This window comes from Bacillus horti (assembly GCF_030813115.1).
GTDB lineage: Bacteria > Bacillota > Bacilli > Caldalkalibacillales > JCM-10596 > Bacillus_CH > Bacillus_CH horti.
The window spans coordinates 12308-30217 of record NZ_JAUSTY010000031.1 but is presented as its reverse complement, the minus strand read 5'-3'; the positions used below and the strand labels follow the sequence as shown (position 1 = coordinate 30217).

Annotated in this window: 14 protein-coding genes; all 14 read right to left on the bottom strand. The window is 40.1% G+C overall.

The genetic code is table 11. From position 1 onward, the window contains the following. Positions 1–506: 506 nt before the first annotated feature. Positions 507–1157: a GntR family transcriptional regulator gene (locus tag J2S11_RS21475; RefSeq protein ID WP_307398135.1), complete on the bottom strand. Its 651-nt coding sequence runs from the start codon at positions 1155–1157 to the stop codon at positions 507–509. A 143-nt stretch (positions 1158–1300) separates the two neighbouring features. Then, positions 1301–2698, bottom strand: a complete 1398-nt coding sequence (locus tag J2S11_RS21470) for an SLC13 family permease (protein ID WP_307398133.1) — start codon at positions 2696–2698, stop codon at positions 1301–1303. 69 nt (positions 2699–2767) lie between these two features. Next, on the bottom strand, positions 2768–4186 hold the full coding sequence (locus J2S11_RS21465) for an aldehyde dehydrogenase family protein (RefSeq protein WP_307398132.1): 1419 nt from the start codon (positions 4184–4186) through the stop codon (positions 2768–2770). Between the two features lie 55 nt (positions 4187–4241). Beyond that, entirely contained in the window at positions 4242–6164 is a 1923-nt protein-coding gene (locus tag J2S11_RS21460) for a TRAP transporter permease (protein WP_307398130.1), read from the bottom strand. Between the two features lie 30 nt (positions 6165–6194). Next, positions 6195–7196, bottom strand: a complete 1002-nt coding sequence (locus J2S11_RS21455) for a TAXI family TRAP transporter solute-binding subunit (protein ID WP_307398128.1) — start codon at positions 7194–7196, stop codon at positions 6195–6197. A gap of 16 nt (positions 7197–7212) precedes the next feature. After that, a complete protein-coding gene (locus J2S11_RS21450; RefSeq protein ID WP_307398126.1) occupies positions 7213–8139 on the bottom strand; it encodes an NAD(P)-dependent oxidoreductase in 927 nt (308 codons plus the stop codon). 85 nt (positions 8140–8224) lie between these two features. Next, entirely contained in the window at positions 8225–8608 is a 384-nt protein-coding gene (gene pcaC, locus J2S11_RS21445) for a 4-carboxymuconolactone decarboxylase (RefSeq protein WP_307398124.1), read from the bottom strand. A gap of 313 nt (positions 8609–8921) precedes the next feature. Next, positions 8922–10037: a Gfo/Idh/MocA family protein gene (locus tag J2S11_RS21440; RefSeq protein WP_307398122.1), complete on the bottom strand. Its 1116-nt coding sequence runs from the start codon at positions 10035–10037 to the stop codon at positions 8922–8924. A 69-nt stretch (positions 10038–10106) separates the two neighbouring features. Next, complete coding sequence (locus J2S11_RS21435) at positions 10107–10865, bottom strand: sugar phosphate isomerase/epimerase family protein (RefSeq protein ID WP_307398120.1); 759 nt, start codon at positions 10863–10865, stop codon at positions 10107–10109. Between the two features lie 94 nt (positions 10866–10959). After that, positions 10960–11592 carry a YesL family protein gene (locus J2S11_RS21430; protein ID WP_307398118.1) on the bottom strand — a complete coding sequence of 211 codons (633 nt, stop codon included), beginning with the start codon at positions 11590–11592 and terminating at the stop codon, positions 10960–10962. 57 nt (positions 11593–11649) lie between these two features. Beyond that, the gene (locus tag J2S11_RS21425; protein WP_307398116.1) at positions 11650–12624 is read right to left on the bottom strand and encodes a carbohydrate ABC transporter permease; all 975 of its coding nucleotides are present in this window, start codon (positions 12622–12624) and stop codon (positions 11650–11652) included. Positions 12625–12626: 2 nt separating this feature from the next. Then, positions 12627–13526, bottom strand: coding sequence for a carbohydrate ABC transporter permease (locus tag J2S11_RS21420; protein WP_307398114.1), 900 nt, complete (start codon positions 13524–13526; stop codon positions 12627–12629). Beyond that, the gene (locus J2S11_RS21415) at positions 13523–15832 is read right to left on the bottom strand and encodes a DUF5696 domain-containing protein (RefSeq protein WP_307398112.1); all 2310 of its coding nucleotides are present in this window, start codon (positions 15830–15832) and stop codon (positions 13523–13525) included. The genes J2S11_RS21420 and J2S11_RS21415 overlap by 4 nt, the downstream gene beginning before the upstream one ends. Then, on the bottom strand, positions 15825–17903 hold the full coding sequence (locus J2S11_RS21410) for a YIP1 family protein (RefSeq protein WP_307398110.1): 2079 nt from the start codon (positions 17901–17903) through the stop codon (positions 15825–15827). The genes J2S11_RS21415 and J2S11_RS21410 overlap by 8 nt, the downstream gene beginning before the upstream one ends. Positions 17904–17910: the final 7 nt, after the last annotated feature.

Genomic DNA, 17910 nt, shown 5'->3' with positions numbered 1-17910 from the left:
TGGGATTTGTTCTCTGCTTGGAACGTTTCCCAGTATACCAAGTGGCGCTTTTCTACTCAAACCTCAAATTACTTCATTACAGGAATGGCTCCTTAGAGATTGATAGGCATTAGTTCAAATAAAAGAAAAGAGAAATATGGACAGATCTTATCTGATCTTCACTCTATTTCCCTACTTCTCAATAATGCCTTCTCTAATATATAAGTGATTTAAGTTCTAAAATAACAACCTCCATATTAATTTTTTTTAAATTACAACTAAGACTTTCACTAATAAAATGGTCGAAATTCACATCCACTTACCTATTGCCCATCCTTGTGATGCATGATGTTAGATAGACTTTTCACTTGCTGGTGAAGCTTACCTTCCTCTAACCATGACTTCTTAAGCATCTTCAATAATAAAGCTGCAACCTTTTTGTTAGGTGCAGCTTTTCTTTACTACATATCTACTAAAATGAAAGGATCACTCTGTCCATCTAAGAGTACCTTTTCAATCTATTGCCTTTACTCTGCCACAAGCTTTTCAAGAACAGATAAAGCCCTTGACTTCTTCTTCTCTAGTATAGGAGGAATACGTGTAAAGTCTTTCTGCTCTAAGCTAATAACGATTTCTTTATATTCCTGAATAGATCGCTTTAAACTATCAGGATGAGACAAAGAAAGATAGCGAAACGTGGTCCAACGCATATTTACCCTCTGATACAAGTCTTCAAGAACCTTATTATCTGGCAGCTCAAACAACTTCATATGAAGCTGTTCAATTAATAAAAAACAGTTCTTCATTTCTCTACTCTCAATCGTTTCTTCCATTTTCTTAATTAAGTCATATAATGCTTTTAACTGCTCCTCCGTATACGTTTCCATCCCTTTTTTAAGGGCAATTTCGGTTAAGTTATAGACTACATAATATAAATCAAACACTTCTTTTTTTGAGTAATTTTTAACGAGAACTCCTTTTCTCGGAATTCTTTCAACGATTCCCTGACTTTCAAGTATATATAAAGCTTCCCTGATTGGTGATCTACTGGTACCAAATAGGTCTGAAAGCTCATTTTCAATCAACCGCTCTCCAGGATTAAGCTTTCCTTCAACAATTTGGCTCGCTATCGTTTCAGCTATTCGTTGTGATAATGTTAGGTGTTCGAATTTAATCATATCTATCATACCTTTATCAATTATTGAGTTCCATTTAACTGTATATTCTACAAATACATGCATTTCCCTGCCTTTTTATTTACCATTTGTAACTCAAAAAGCTATACTATGCTTATATTTCTTAATCAGAACTGTATATCCTACTAGCTTAAGCCAATCCATTTCCACCATGTAAAGGAGACTAGCACGATAATGATCGTTGTCAAAAAGGTCAGCTTTATACCTGGCTTAATAAAATCACGCTGCCCTATTAAACCCGTTCCATAGGCAATCACGTTAGGAATAGATTCAACAACGAGGATAAAACCAAAAATGCTGGCAATACCTGTTACCATAGCAAATAATACAGGGTCCATGGCCAGCTCCATAGCTAAACTTATCGTAACGGGTACTAGAGCAACTACAACTGTATTCACAATAGATACCCCTAAATGAACAAATTGAACAATAAGGACAAGGATGAGAATAGATAGGATCGGTTGAGCTAAAAGCTGTAGCATCCATTCTGTGAACAGAATAGAAGTGAGATACTTTATTGCACCCGTATCTATAAGTACTATTCCTATAGACATCGTTGTCCCTATAAGCAGAAGCGTATTTATATTTACCTTCGTAAGCTCTTCCCAGCTAGCAAATCCAAGCTTTGGTAAACCTATCAGAATAGCTGCTAGCAAGGTGGGAAAAGCAGGATGTAGCCCATGAACAGACTGTGTTGTCCAAAGAGTAACCGTAAGTAGAAGAATACCTATACATTTTTTCTCAGCCATCGTTAGCTTCCCTAATTTTTGTAGCTGACCATCTATCTCACCTTTGACGTTACCTAGTTTAACTCCATCTAACGGATAAGCCTTCTTTACAACATACCAAGTGACAGGTATAGACAACAACCAAATGGGAAAAGCGTATAAAAACCAATCAAAATAGGAAATCACATGATCCGTATATAAATAAACAAGCTCTACTACTAGTATATTTCCAATAGCTGCAGGAAGTAAGCCAACCCCAGATACATTTCCTCCATACGCTAATGCAAGCATCATTTGTTTTTTAAAGTTCACCTGATCTTCTAGCTTTAACAAAGAAATAAGTGATAGAACAATGGGTAAAATTAATGCTGCCCGCACTGCTGATGCTGGAATAAATATAGCTAGGATTTGTGGCACCATGATGATTCCTAACAGAAGAGAGGTTGCCTTATTGCCTGTTATTTTTAAAATATAATACACCATTCGTTGACCTAAAAATGTTTGGTTTACACCGTTGGCTAGCATCATTCCACCCAAGATCAAAAAAACAGCTCCTGACGCATAGCCACTTAATACCGTCTCTACTGTGGATACCTGGAACATGAGATACAGGATCAAAATTAGAACTGATGTCAAACCAAATGGAACAAGCTCTATAATCCATAGACTAATCCCTAGAAATGTGACAGCAAGCGCTGCGCGAATTTCCCAATTTACTTGATCGTCAAGCACAAACAGAATATATAGAAAGGCGATAGCTATGAGCACAATCCACATTGCTTTTTTATTCCACATCTCACTGCTCCCTTGCAAAAAAGAGAAAATGAAGGGCAGATATCAGCAACCCCTCATTAAATAATCTTTTTATAGATTCATAACGACCACTTTTAATTCAGTCATTTGTTCTATAGCAAAGCGAGGCCCTTCCCGACCTATACCACTATTTTTAATCCCACCATAAGGCATAAGATCAGCTCTGTACGTCGAGGCATCGTTAATAATAACACCACCTGTTTGCAGCTTTTTAGCCGCATACATGGCGTGATTTAGATTTGAAGTAAAAATACCAGATTGCAAGCCGTATTCACTATCATTTGCCTGTCTAATAGCGTCATCAAGCTCATCATATGGAATCACAGTCAGGACTGGACCAAAAACCTCCTGACAAACAACCTTCATCTCCGCCTTAACATTTTCTAAAATAGTTGGTTCAATAAAAGCTCCGTCCTGCTGCCCACCAACTACGATTTTTGCGCCCTGTCCTACCGCCTCATCAATCCATTCTTTAACCCGATTTGCTTCACCTACACTAATTAGCGGACCAATATCCGTCTCTTCATCAAACGGATCACCCAGCTTTAGTTTATTGGTATACTCCACCAGCTTTTCTAAAAATTTATCCTTCACGTCTCGCTGAACATAAATTCTCTGAACAGAAATACAAGCCTGTCCCGCGCTAAAAAAACCTCGAAGCGTACACATTTGAGCCGCTTGATCCAAATCTGCATCGTGATGAACAATGTTTGGTGAATTGTTTCCTAGCTCTAAGGATACACTTCTAAACCCACTTTGCTCCTTCATTTTTTTCCCTACACCGGAGCTACCTGTAAACGTGTACTTTCCAATTCTCTGATCCTGTAGTAACCATTTCCCTAGGCTTGCCCCAGAGCCGCAAATTAAATTCACATATCCTGCTGGTAAACCAGCTTCGAGTAGTGTATCCATTAATATATAAGCAGACAATGGCGTGTCCGATGCTGGCTTCCAAACGACTGTATTCCCTGCAGCTAGTGCTGGTCCTATTTTGTGACAGGATAAATTTAATGGCACATTAAATGGTGTGATGGCACAAATGACACCAATCGGACTCCGAACGTAATAGCCAAATTTATTCTCACTTCCTGGGCTGGCAGAAAGAGGTAAGACCTCTCCCCCCAGTCGTTTGGCCTCCTCTGAGGATAAAAGCATCGTTTGTACAGACCGATCCACTTCAATTCTTGCTTCTTTAATCGTTTTACCGACTTCAGCAACTAAAGTCTTAGCTATTTCCTCTTTCCTTTTTTGTAGAAGAAGCGCTGCTTTGTTAAGGATTTCATAACGCTCATATGGACTTAGAGCATCATGATGAAACGTCTCCTTTGCGACCTGAACGGCTAAGTCAACATGCTTCTCCTCTGCTTTTGCAATCTGAGCCAGCTTCTCATTAGAAAACTTATTGTACACGGAAAATACTTCTTCCGTTCTAATCTCTTCAGACCCTATAATCAGTCCTCTCTGTATCATCTCTCTTTTCCTCCTCTTTATTAAATATTAATCCTATAGTAGATAGCGTTCAGAGCTAATTTGATGTAGCTTGTACTCGAACATTGTCCTTACGTTTATAGTGATAAATTAATATCCCTATTAGTAATCCTAGCCCTATTGAACTAGTAAGATAATCGAAAATTAAAAGTAAGATCCCACTAGCAATAAAAGTCATCCTTTCTACCATGATTAACCGCTTGCTAAAAAAGCCAATAATACCTGTACTCAAACAAATAAATCCAATCGTTGTAGGAACGATAAGTAAAATAAACTCTAGTGGCTCACTTTGTAAAAGAAAGACATCGGAAAACATAAACATGTACGGTACAATAAACGCTGGTAAACCAAGTAGACAACTTATAACAGCCGTTTTTATAGGACTTCCACCAGCAATACCTGCTCCAATATACGCTGTTACCGCAACCGGAGGAGTTATAGATGATATGGCAGCGAAATAGAAAATAAACAAATGACTAGCCAGCAACGGGAACCCTAAATTTGTTAAGGCTGGAGCGGCAACAGCAGCTCCAATAATATACGCTGCCACTGGAGGCAGACCCATCCCTAATATAATGGCAATAACCATAGTAAAAAATAAGGCTAAAAATAGACTGTGTCCAGCAAGCTGTAATGTAACCGTAGAAAACCTTAGCCCTAAGCCTGTTAAATTAAGCACTCCGATCACAATTCCTGCACAGGCACAAGCGGCGGCTGCTTGTAAAACCATATGGGCTGAATTAGCTACAGCGTTAAATATTTCTTTTATTTTTATCCTAGTTGCTGGATGTAGCATAGCCGCCACAATCAACGCGATCGTTGAATAAAAGGCTGCATGCATCACAGGAAAATACATCAGTATCAAAACAATAAGAAAAACTAAAGGTAACAGCACATGGAAGCCTTTTTTCAATACATGGATAAGTTGGGGTAGATCCTTCTTTGGAAGTCCTCTTAATCCAAGCTTTTTTGCTTCGAAATGAGTAGACGTAAAGACAGCCATATAAAACAATAGCGCCGGAATAATAGCTGCTTTAACAATATCGCTATACGGAATTCCTGTCGTTTCTGCCATGATGAATGCACCTGCACCCATAATAGGTGGAGTTATCGTTCCTCCAGTAGATGCGGCTGACTCGACACCCGCTGCAAAATCCTTGTTATAGCCCACTTTTTTCATTAATGGGATTGTTAATTGTCCTGTAGTAGCTACATTAGCCGAAGCACTACCTGATACACTTCCCATTAGTGCACTTGCAAAAATGGCTACCTTTGCTGGTCCACCTGTGAACCGGCCAGCAATTGAAAAGGAACCATCAGTAATGACTTTGCTTGCTCCTGTAGCGTTTAAGAAAGCACCAAAAAATACAAACATAAAAACCATTGTCGCCGCTACCTTCGTAGGAGAACCATATATTCCATTAGTCGTCATAAAAAACGTATTTGTTAAACGATCTAAATCATATCCCCTATGAACAAAAATACCAGGGAGGTTCCCACCCCAAATCGCATAAAGTACAAATAATAGAGCGATACAAGGAAGAATAATTCCAATCGTGCGCCGGCTCATCTCCAAAATAGCGAGTACAGCAAGAATCATCATGACTTTATCTAATACTGTTGGAAATGTTGCTCTCGCAATAATCTCTTCATAGAATAAGACCCCATATAAAAAGGGTATGGCTGAAAGAAACGCTGCTAGCCAATCAAACCAAGGAATAGCATTGGAGGTAATCCTTTTAGCCGGTTTATAGAGCAAAAATACTAATACAGCAACAAACATAAGAAATATCCCTGTATTAATCATTGGAGCCGTCAGGCTAAAGATGATTAGATACACTTGTAGAGTAGCCATTAGTAAACTAACGGCGTACACAATTTGCTTATCCCGCCCCTCAAGAGAACGTTTCTGTTCAAACGGCTCATCCGTTACTTCGACTGTTTTTATAGCTTCAGACATAAACTAAAGCCTCCTCTCAAAAAACAACTACTAATCAATCAGTCCATTTTCCTTAAAGTACCTTTCTGCTCCAGGATGAAGCGGCATAATAGGAATTAAAGCGCTTTCAATAAGCTCAGCATTTAAATCCTTTTGTGTAGGATGAGCCGATTCAAGCCTATCCTTATTCTCCCAAATTGCTTTTGTTAAATCATAAACTAATTCTTCTGGTAAATCCGCATGAATATAATTTAAGGTAGCTGCAAAAACAGTCCGAACATCCTCATCAATCTGGCTATAAGTCCCTGCCGGTATCGTTCCTCCTGCATAATAAGGATACTTGTCATCAATTATCTGTAGTTCTTCCTCAGTAAAATTTAGAATTCTAAAGCCGTGTGTAGTTCCAAGCTCTAGTAGACTTGGTGTTGGAGCACCTGTAGAAAATACAGTAGCATCAATTCTACCCGTTTTCAAAGCGTCTAATGCTTCATCATAATCTAAATAATAAGGGTTATAGTCTTCATCTTTGTTTAATCCTAAGGCAGTAAACACCTGATTTGCGGTCTTTTCTCCACCACTCCCATGTACGTTAACCCCTATCCGCTTTCCTTTCAAATCCTCTATAGACTCTATGGAGCTATTCTCCAAAACGGTAACCTGAAAAGGATAATTGTATAGTGGAAACCAGGCTCTTAAATCTCCATGTTCTTTTCCCTCAAAATCATCAATGCCACGGTAAGCGTTATATCCTACACCAGAGTTTCCATGACCAGAGTCCAGACTGCCATTCTGTATAAGACTTACATTATCAGGCCCTCCACCAGTTACCTCCACATTAACTTGAACGTAATCAAGGGCTGAATTAATGATCTCAGCATACGTTGTAGAAAGCTGATACGCAGCTCCACCTGGAGAAGCACCGCCAAACGCTAGAACATAGGAATCCTGTTCCTGACCAAGTTCCCCATTATTGGCATCCCCACACGCTGCGAGAACAGCAAAGCTACATAGCAGTAACAGCCATTGAACGAATCGTTTGCTTAATAAATTCACAGAAAACACCCTTCCCTTATGATTTTTGATCTATTTCATTTCCTACCTGGACACCTGCCCATTGCTCGAAATAACGGATAATCGTCGTATAATCCTGATTTTTAGCACCCTGACTCATTGCAAACCTCCAAAAATGCTCAACCTGCGAGCCTAACCACATAGGAACCTCCAAATCATCAGCTAAATCAAGGCAAAATTTAATATCCTTATACGCTAAATCCGTTTTGAAGCCATAATCAAATCTTCGATTAATGATTGACTTCTTAAACTTATCCTCTGTAGCGCTATTTCTGCCACTACTTGCATTTAAGATATCAATCATGATGTTGGGATCTAAACCAGCTTTAACGCCTAAGACCATCGCCTCTGACGTAATAGCAAGCGCCGCAGAGGAAAGCAGGTTGTTTATCACCTTAATGACCTGCGCCTGCCCCACCTCATCACCCACATAGAAGATTTTTTTCCCAATATGTTCAAGAAGAGTAAGGCTCCTCTCATAGGCTTCCCTGCTCCCAGCGACCATCAAGGATAGGCTTCCCTTTTGTGCACCAGGAACTCCTCCACTTACTGGAGAGTCAAGCATCGTTATTCCACGTCCCTGTAGGGCAAGTCCTACCTCACTTGTTACCTTTTGCCCCGATGTAGATAAATCAATATACGTTTTGACCTTCTTACCGTGAATGACACCTCTTTCACCTAGCACCACCTCTCTTACAACCTGGGGTGTAGGTAAACTTGCTAATATAATTTCCGCTTCATCCGCTACCTCTTGTGGTGAATGTGCTTTCAAAATATCTTCAGCTTGCACGTCCTGTTCGAAGGAGTCAAGCACCTCCCTTCTTACATCATAGATAACTAAAGAATGCTCATTGTTGGCCAAATGTGTCGCCATGTGATAACCCATGTTTCCTAATCCTATAAAACCTATTCTAGTATTTTTCATGCTCCCATACTCCTCTCCCTCATTAAGTCTATTGCTTTGATTTTATAGTCTCTATAAAAATTCAACATAGTCACTATCAAGCTTTTTATTTCTCTTCTTTTTCCAAGCTCTCAAAAACCTCGTTTGCATTCCTAAAGCTATCCACCGCAGCAGGGACTCCGCAATAAATAGCACATTGTAGAAGCACCTCCTGGATTTCCTCTTTTGTACATCCATTTCTTAGTGCTCCGCGTAAGTGTAACTTAAACTCATGCGGCTTATTTAACGCTGTAAGCAAGGCTAAATTAATTAGACTGCGCTGTTTTTTCTCTAGGCCAGGGCGTGTCCAAATTTCTCCCCAGCAGTATTCTGTCACAAGCTGCTGTAAAGGTTTATTAAAATCATTAGCGGTATTGATTGCCTGATCTACAAACTCCGCGCCTAATACACTGCGTCTTACCTCTAAGCCTTTATCAAATTTTGAACTCATAATCTATCACCCTTTACGTTTATTTTGGTCGATAGTACATTGTCGACAATTTGATTATAAAATGAAAATTCAAAAATGTAAACGCTTTTTTAACATTTTTGATAACTCTTAATACATAATAGCCTTATATTCACCGTTTCGTTTAGCTGATTTTGAACAATTGAATGGATCTCTAGACGAATGAAATAAATGTCAATTTAGACCATATAAATAGGCTACAAGTAAAGGATACTGTAGCCTTAGATCAATTAAGTATTCAGGTAGAAAGCAACGTATTTATCACGTTGAACTCGGTTAAACAATATGAGTGTAATTAATCAATTGTAAAGGGAAAATTCTCTTTTGTAATGCCAATAGGCAACACGTTTGGCCGCTCACAAGTACTAGTTAATTCAACATGCTTACTTGAATCAGATGAAGCATGAAAAGCGTGCATAGCCTCAAGCACATGATAAGCTAATTCACCATTAGCCCGATGCTGCCTTTTGTTTTGCAGGGCATAAGCCATATCCGCAACACCTATTCCCCTACTATTGTCCGTAAATCCATGAGATAAAGGCATCTCGCTCCACGAATCCTCACCCTGTCTTCTTATTTGTACAGGACCGCCAAATGTATTAGGGTCAGGGACAAGCAGCGTCCCTTCAGTTCCATAGATCTCAATCCTCGGCAGCTGAGAGCTCCATACATCAAAGCTCATAATCATTGTCCCTATAGCACCATTCTGAAAATCTAGTACGCCAGATACATGAGTTGGTGTTTCTACCTTCATCATTTGACCGAATTTAGGCTGGCTAAAGATTCTTCGCTCTGGAAAGCTTGCTCTCGCAGATCCAGTCACTCTTCGGATTGGTCCCATCAAATGAACCAATGCACTTAAATAGTAAGGTCCCATATCAAACATGGGTCCACCACCAATTTGATAGAAAAACTCAGGATCAGGATGCCAGCCTTCAGGCCCATGACCTACCATAAACGCAGAAGCAGCAATAGGCGCACCGATCCACCCATCATCAATTAATTTACGACAGGTCTGCAAGCCGCCTCCTAAAAACGTATCTGGAGCACAGCCTACTAGAAGATCCTTCCTATTAGCCGTCTGTAAAACCTTACTCCCTTCTTCCATAGTAAGCGCTAAAGGCTTCTCAGAGTATACATGCTTTCCAGCTTCTAATACAGCCAAGGATACCTCTGCATGGAATTTAGGGATGGTTAGATTAATCACTAACTCAATATCGCTATCCTGTAATAGCTCTTGAACCGTATACGCCTTTGGAATGTGAAATTCCTGCGCTTTTTGCTTTGCTCTCTCTATGTATTGATCGGCCACCGCAACCAGCTCTATACGACTAAACATCTGTAGGGCATGAATGTATGCTGAGCTAATATTACCACAGCCAATAAGACCAATTTTAATTCTTGATGTCATGATTACACCTCAATACTTCCTTCAATCTCAAATCATTCAAAAACTGCTTATGCTATTCAAACGATAAGCTTAAACAGCTCCTAGCTTCTTCAGGTAGTCAAAGCTAATTGCGATGCTTTCTAGAGGAGACCGCTTACAAACATCCTGCTCAACAAATGCACAATCTACACCAAGCTTAACACTAGCTTGAAGAATAGCAGGTATATCTATTGTTCCGTTCCCTAGCTCTGTAAACTCTTTTTCAGGAGTGTCTGCCATATCTTTAATATGAATCGTTCTACAGCGATTTGCATTCCGTTCTAAGTATTCAACAGCAGATACACCCGCATATTCCGCCCAATATGTATCTAGCTCTAGCTGAACTAGAGAAGAATCCGTGTTTTCCAAAAGAATATCCAAGCCAAACTGACCATTAAATCTCTCAAATTCAAACTCATGGTTATGATAGAGAAGCTGTAGCTTATGAGCTGAGCATTGCTCACCTACTTTATTAAGCACCTCTCCTAATCTATAATAGTCATCTCTACTTTTCCGTTTCTCCTCTGGTAGCCATGGGCACACTAGAAATTGACTTCCAATTTCAAGATTATATTCAATAATTGAAGACAGCTTCCCTTCTAAATCCACAAGAGAAACATGACTTGAAATGGCGGATAAACCCAACTCATTTAAAAGTGTGCGTAGCTCCTTCGCCTCATAGCCTCCATATCCAGCTAATTCAACATTAGAGTAGCCTATTTCCTTAACCTTTTTCAAAGTACCTGCAAAATCTGTATTTAACTCATCACGAAGCGTATAAAGCTGTATGCCTATTGAAGGACTCTCCATACGAATCTCCCCTTCCTCAAATAACTGTATAAAATAGATTTACCATATAAATACTTCTAGATACCCCGCTATATTCCTTCTTTCTAGCCACTCTCTAGCTTTCATTCACCTTATACTTTAATGCTACTTTTTCAAACACCTTATGCGTTATGATCGTTATCCATAGGGCTCCCACACTAAGTCCGAAAAATGGGAGAAGTCCAGCAAACCTGAACATAACAAATCCGAGTAAACCAAGGCTAGCTAACATAAATATACTCTGACCAGGATGTAAGACACCAAGGAAAAACGCCGTTTTAAAGCTCTGCATCAGCTTCATATCATAATGAACAAGCACAGGAAAAACAAAAAGACAAATGCTTAGATAAAAGAAAATTAACAGTACTGTCACATATTTTAAAGCAATAAATAGTGTAGTCGTTCCCGTTGAGAAAATCAGATAATCCACATATAACACAACACCAGCTAGCAAAAAGGCATAGCCTAGGGCTTGAGCGCTCCAGAACTCCTGACGAAATAAAGCTTTATACGTTTGAAATATAGGGAAGTCTTCCTCTCCCCTCACCCACTTTCTTGTGATTCCAAACAATGCAGCAGTAGCTGGAAAAATAGTAAACGCAACAAGGCCCATGAGGGTGAAAAGAATCCAAATGAGATTCAGAAACGCTAGCCTCATAATCCATTCACATAGTCGATATAATCTACCACTCAGGCCAGAGCCATCCATGTCAGCAACACCTCATATTTCTTTGCTCTTCCTTTAAGCTATTATACTATAGTGAGATTACTCACCTGCAATCCCTGTTTTATCTGTCGCCTCTACAAACCAACGCTGAGCGAACAGATAGAGGATCAATAAGGGAAGAATGACAAGCATTGTCCCAGCCATATTAATAGATTCATTAATACTCACACCCGTTTGGATCTCATTAGAGCTGATCATCCGAGCAAAGGAATCATGAAACATTTGCAGTCTAATAGGTAATGTCGTCATATTATTACCTAGAAACAAGGACGCCATATACGTTTCATTCCAATGCCACACCATGGAAAACAAATAAACGACCACAATGGCGGGAATAGAAATAGGTAATACAATTCTCGTGAAGATTTTAATAGATGAAGCCCCATCAATTTGAGCAGCCTCTTCAAGAGCCTGAGGAATACCTCTGAAAAACTGCATATAGATAAAAATAAACAACGCACTCTTAATTCCCATTCCAAATATAGCAGGGAGTAGAAATGGCAATGGAGTTCCTAGCATATTGTAGTTTTGATACATCATAAACAATGGAATCATAACGACCTGTGCCGGGATAATAAAGGTTAATAGGATCAGACCAAGCATAATCCCTTTTCCAGGAAACTTATACCTAGCCAGACCATAACCGATAATCGCACAAGATATGGTTTGTGCTAAAGCAGGTAGCACTGAATTTAAGATAGAGCCCATAAACGCTCTAGAAAAATCCAAAACCTGATACGCTTGGACATAATTAGAGAGGTGTAGCTCCCTAGGAATCCACACTACCGTAGGATCAAGCAAATCCTGCAAGCTTTTCATGCTTTGCGAAAAGATATAGAGAACAGGGTACAAATACACAAAACCAATACTGATTAGCAAAAAGTACACACAAAAACGTAAAATAAACCCGTCATTCCCTTTTCTGCCTAACAAGAGCTTTTTGAAGCGAAAGCCCATATCCTCCTTCCACCCTTTTCGTTTGAAAGGCCGCTGAAGTTTTTGGCGCTTCCCCATGCTTATCCTCTCCTTCTCAAACTCCCTTTTATTCGTAACTTACCTTCACTTCTCATATAGAATAGGATGATGAACGCTAGAATAACTAAAATGACGGCCAAATAAATCCAAGCTAACGCCGCTGAGTAGCCATAGCCTGTTTGTAGCTGAAACATATGGCTTTTAATCATCTCAATAACCTCATTCATCGAATTCGTAAACAAATCGACCGTTGTATAAATAAGATTGACGAGGATAAAGGGCTTAATTGAAGGTAATGTAATCTTCCAGAACATCTCCCAGGGAGACGCTCCATCAATGGCAGCCGCTTCGTAAATGGGACGACCAACCTTTTGCAAACCCGCTAAAAAGATCAAAATCTGCACTCCAGAGAACCACAATATCATGATCAATTGCTGGATGACGGTGACTAATGGATCAGCAATTGCTGCACTAAGGTTCATTTCAATAAACGAGACAATACCGTACCTTTCCACCATCGGAACCGTTCCTGCACCTTGAGCAAACAGCTCATTAACGACCGCACCACTCGTAATGACAACAGGTAGAAAAAAGATCGCTCTGAAGATCCCCTGTCCTTTGATCTGTTGATTAATTAAGAGAGCTACAAAAAGAGAGAACACAATAACAATAGGAATCGTAATAACAACCGACTGAACAAATTTAAGGAGCTCTTCTAGAAAGTACGGATCCGTTAAAAAGGCATAGCGATAATTCTCCCATTGAACAGGCTCCATCCTAATCCCGTTTGGTGTAATATAAACTTGATTAAAGCTCATCCTTAAGGATTGGTAGATCGGAAAAGCCATAAAAAACACAAACCCAATAATCCATGGGGAGACGAACATATACCCCGTTAGCTTCTCTCGACCACTTTTGGTTAAACCCTTCCCTTTTATCACTGATCCTCACCTCCTATTACTAGGAAGTCTCTTGCAGGAATCGTAGTCCCTTCTACCTGAAAATCATCTCCTGTATAGTTGACAAAGATCTGAACGCCGTTTGAATACTGAACCTGTACAACACCCCAGTCCAATACACTTCTTTCTTCCATCGTAGCTGATTGAACATGCCTTAATGCCTGATTCACTCGGCTATAATGACTCTGTATCGTATTTAACCAATTCATGTACTCTGAAGTGAAAATATGGCTGGATGCTGTATTTCTCAATAATCTAGCATGCTCGTATGTTAAATAATAGCTTGGATACGCCCCATACTCTACCATTCTTAAAACCTGCTCTTCAGGGTTTGCCTGAAAATTAATCGGTGAAACATAATAATTCACACTTCCATGCAGCACCATTTGCAAAAATGGAACCGCATCCGTTACATACATATACTGTGAGGAAGACATAGGAGCATCAAACAATTCATCGGCAAAGGGTAAAAGGAAATCATGGGCGGAATATACAGCTAATTCTCCCGTACTCACCCGTAGCAGTTCAGCAAGCTGTGTATACGCTGTAGCCGTCTCCTTCCTACTCATCCTTTGTTGTTGATGATAGTCGGAAAACAGCTCTGTAGCTAACTGAGTAGCCGCAATTCCTTCTATTCCAAGCTCCCCAAACTCCTGTACATCCTCTTGGGCAAGCTCATATGCTTTTTGCGGATTCATATAATACACGTCTATATCATATATCTGACTGCTACTCACTTCATTTCCTAAGGGCCGACTCAGCACATGATTCGTGATTCTACGAACAGCATCTGATCGTGGATTAAATTGCTTGGCTTTTTCAAAGGCACTGGTGTAGTCGGCTCCTAAGAAAAGACTTGCTTCTCTATCCGCAAAAAACTCCTGTAGCTCCTCTAAACCAGCTTTTCCACCTAGCGATCGTTCCACCGGGAATTTATCAGGATTACGTCCAGAATATCCTCCCTTACTCCAGCCCTGATAAACAGCCCGAATATTAGAGATGTCGCGTTCCTCAAGAGCTTGAATAATCGTTTGTACCTGTTCAAAGGTCGTCATCTGAACAAGGCTTTGACGAATCATGCCTGGCTCTACCTCGGCTCCCAAAAACTCAACTCGTAAAGGGATATCCTCATTAGCCTGCGTTTTCTCAGGCAATGCTTGTCTTTCTATAAGGTACTCCCGATAAGCCTTAGCCATCCCCCCATAGTTAGCCTCATCTCCAGTGAGGAACAGATAACGTACCTGTTTATCCTCCTTACTACGCTCTCTTTGATAAGAATTAATCCCACCCATATTTCTACTTGTTGGCTGGAAATACACATGTCTAAGCGTGAATCGGGCTGACACCCAATTCATATCTGTCGTAATTCCACTTGGATAAGCCATGATTTCCGCTTGATATTTTCCATCCTCTACAATAGCAACATAGCCGTGCTGATCTTCACCATGTACCATTCCGAAAACAGGGAGAGTAACCGGCTGTAAAAATGAGCTAGCAAAAAAACGAGTTTGTAAGGAAGGATCACTTCCGTAAATATAGCGCGAGAAAGGCTCATCATATCGGGTATTGCCCTCCTGATAACGAATCAAGGCTCCGCTCCCATCAGGAACAAACATATACCCAGGTACAGTTGCTCCTTTTGTCGCACCTAGAAAAGGATACATTTGTATGGATTGCAACCTCATTGTCCCTTCCTCTTGAATGGACTCATCAGGCACTTGTACAACAAGCGCTCCTTCATCTAGCTTTACAATTAATTCAAAGCTCGCCTCAAGACCTTCTAATACAATCTGAGCTCGAAACCCCTGATCAATCTCTTCAAACTCAACGATTTCTCCCTCTAAGGTAGAAAGACTACCAGAACGAATCTGTGCAGATGTTGTGACATAGCGGACCAGGACAGGAGACATGACATTACCTTGCCATTCAGCATTTAGGCTACCCACTTCCATATCCTCAGCAGTAGGAGTCGAAGACCATACATAATCAGAGCGCTTGTCTTGAATTTTAATAGCTGCATTCTCTTCATTCACAAATAAGCTCAGCTCTTCACTTTCAGCAATAAGTGTGTATTCACTTCCTACCTCAATAGACTCTATCGATTCGTCCTGACTATCTGGCTGTGTAAACCGATTGGATTTAAATTCTATATCATTTAAAGTTGTACCTACTACAGACTCAAGCTCCTCTGATGAAGGGGAGGCTGTCTGCCCTTGTACATATATGAGGGATACACTGACAAGGAAAAGAATAACGCCAATACCTAACCAACCTCTTCTTTTAGCCACGTACCCTCACCTCCTGGATAATTGAGTAGATAAAGTCCCAAACCTGATTGGACAAGCCAAATACGATAAAAGCTATAATACCAATCATAATCATGCCAAAAATCGTAATGAAAATATTCTTGATCGTCTTCCCAATTTCGTAATCATGGATTTCCTTGACCATAATAACGACCAACATAGCACACCATAGAATAATACCTATCTTGGTATAATCATAGATGACCTTTTCCATTAGAGTTAGACCGTTCGATAAAATAGCTAAGGGAATCCCGAACACAATATACGGACTTAATGCATAAGCGGTTCCTGTATACACATCTCTAAATCTACCTTCTCCGTCATTAATCGTACTAACTAAATAGTTAGAGATGACCCAAGCGATAATTGGAATGTATAGAATGTAAAGCTCCGTCGTCAGGCTCAAGTTGATCACATCAAGATTAGAAAACAAAAAGCTTGTAGTAAACAACTCAAAGACATACACGATAAAGAATAGAATATATAAAATTGTAGCCGACCGAACAGACGCCTTACCTTCATTTCTAAGCTCCCAAAACCCTTCAAAGGGATGTCTCATAATGCGGAAAACATGTCCCAAATGCTTGATTAGCGCTTGATTCTTGACCCTATCTATCAAACGTAATAGACCGTTAGCAAAACTCGTTCGACGATGCAAACGCTTAAGTGTTGGATTAGCGATGGCAAATCCTACAATGGTAAGCAGGATCCATGATGCGTTGTTCATTAACCACTCCCGTCTAATCTCCCAATAGGCATTGGAGTATTCTCTCTTATCCCTTGAAATGACAAAGGATTCCAAGGCCTGTTCATAATCGCCTCTTTTAAAAGCCGCCATCCCTATCCCTGTTTGAGCTAGGTCAAACATACTGTTATACCTTAACACCTCAGCCCAGAGCTCCTCGCTTTCTACATATCGACCGTCATTGTACAAAGCGATGGCACTATGAACCACATTGGTGAACTCAGTAGGCCTAAGAAGCTGAATATTATTACGCTGCTGATCTAAAACAAAAAGCATTCCCTCAGAATTTACAGCAATGGCTAGCGGTGTTTGAAACAAACCTAGTCTCTGACTATCTCGATATTCTCCACCAAATACAAACAATAAGTTGCCTTCCCGATCATACTCGTAGAACATGGAATTCTGTGCATCAAGCGCGATGATATTACCAATCTCATTAATAGCAATTGCTGAAACGGTGGGACGACCTGAATACGTTAGAAAAGCGTATCGTTGAGATGGAAGCAAATTATTTCCTGCCACATTTAGCTTTTTAATTTCGTCCTGCTGAACACCTAACGTAGTCGTGTAAATTAAGCCCTCCTCGTCAATTGCTGTGTTTGTAATCGATGGAGGGAGCTGACTTCCCAGACGACTAAGCTGTTCATCTGTAAAAAAAAGGCGTTGAAGTGCTCTCGTGAAGCCCCCACCGGTTATATTAGCCCCGAAATATCCTTGAAAGCTCCCTTCACTGCTGAGCTGAATTAAACCATGAATGGACCCCTCTGAAACGACATATAGGTTATTTCTTTGGTCAACAATCACTTTTCTTGGTTTGAAGGGAGTACGCTGTCCAAATAATAACGTGTCAGGACGACCAATCTCCTGTACCACCTGACCCTCCTGGTCAAATTGAAAAATCTTTTCTTGGCGATAATCCGCAACAAAGATCATTCCTTCATTTGTAACGAAAACACCAGTTGGCTCCTGTAACTTATCCTCTCCAAGTGTTTGAAGATGCTGACCATTTTGATCAAACACTACAATTCTCGAATTTCCAGAATCAGCTACATAAATACGATCCTCCTGATCAATAAACAAATCCTCTGGATTGGAAAGCGGGCTATACACCGGTTCTCCACTTTCATCGTATTCTTCAATGCTAGAGCCATCAATGAGCCCAATCGCCTGATACGCACTTTGCGTGATTAAAGGAGACCCACTCCGATCCACTGTATACGTTACAAAAGGAGAGTCTGCACCAGCTACTGAAGAAAAAACGAGCAGAAACAATAGAGTTAATAGAAGTAGCTTTTTTATGAAACTCATCGAATCC

What these genes read in the sequence shown, in the direction of transcription:
- J2S11_RS21460 (WP_307398130.1), bottom strand. Translation starts at nt 6,164, where the DNA reads ATGTCTGAAGCTATAAAAACAGTCGAAGTAACGGATGAGCCGTTTGAA.
- J2S11_RS21450 (WP_307398126.1), bottom strand. Translation starts at nt 8,139, where the DNA reads ATGAAAAATACTAGAATAGGTTTTATAGGATTAGGAAACATGGGTTAT.
- J2S11_RS21475 (WP_307398135.1), bottom strand. Translation starts at nt 1,157, where the DNA reads ATGATTAAATTCGAACACCTAACATTATCACAACGAATAGCTGAAACG.
- J2S11_RS21425 (WP_307398116.1), bottom strand. Translation starts at nt 12,624, where the DNA reads ATGGGGAAGCGCCAAAAACTTCAGCGGCCTTTCAAACGAAAAGGGTGG.
- J2S11_RS21470 (WP_307398133.1), bottom strand. Translation starts at nt 2,698, where the DNA reads ATGTGGAATAAAAAAGCAATGTGGATTGTGCTCATAGCTATCGCCTTT.
- J2S11_RS21410 (WP_307398110.1), bottom strand. Translation starts at nt 17,903, where the DNA reads ATGAGTTTCATAAAAAAGCTACTTCTATTAACTCTATTGTTTCTGCTC.
- pcaC (WP_307398124.1), bottom strand. Translation starts at nt 8,608, where the DNA reads ATGAGTTCAAAATTTGATAAAGGCTTAGAGGTAAGACGCAGTGTATTA.
- J2S11_RS21465 (WP_307398132.1), bottom strand. Translation starts at nt 4,186, where the DNA reads ATGATACAGAGAGGACTGATTATAGGGTCTGAAGAGATTAGAACGGAA.
- J2S11_RS21430 (WP_307398118.1), bottom strand. Translation starts at nt 11,592, where the DNA reads ATGGATGGCTCTGGCCTGAGTGGTAGATTATATCGACTATGTGAATGG.
- J2S11_RS21435 (WP_307398120.1), bottom strand. Translation starts at nt 10,865, where the DNA reads ATGGAGAGTCCTTCAATAGGCATACAGCTTTATACGCTTCGTGATGAG.
- J2S11_RS21440 (WP_307398122.1), bottom strand. Translation starts at nt 10,037, where the DNA reads ATGACATCAAGAATTAAAATTGGTCTTATTGGCTGTGGTAATATTAGC.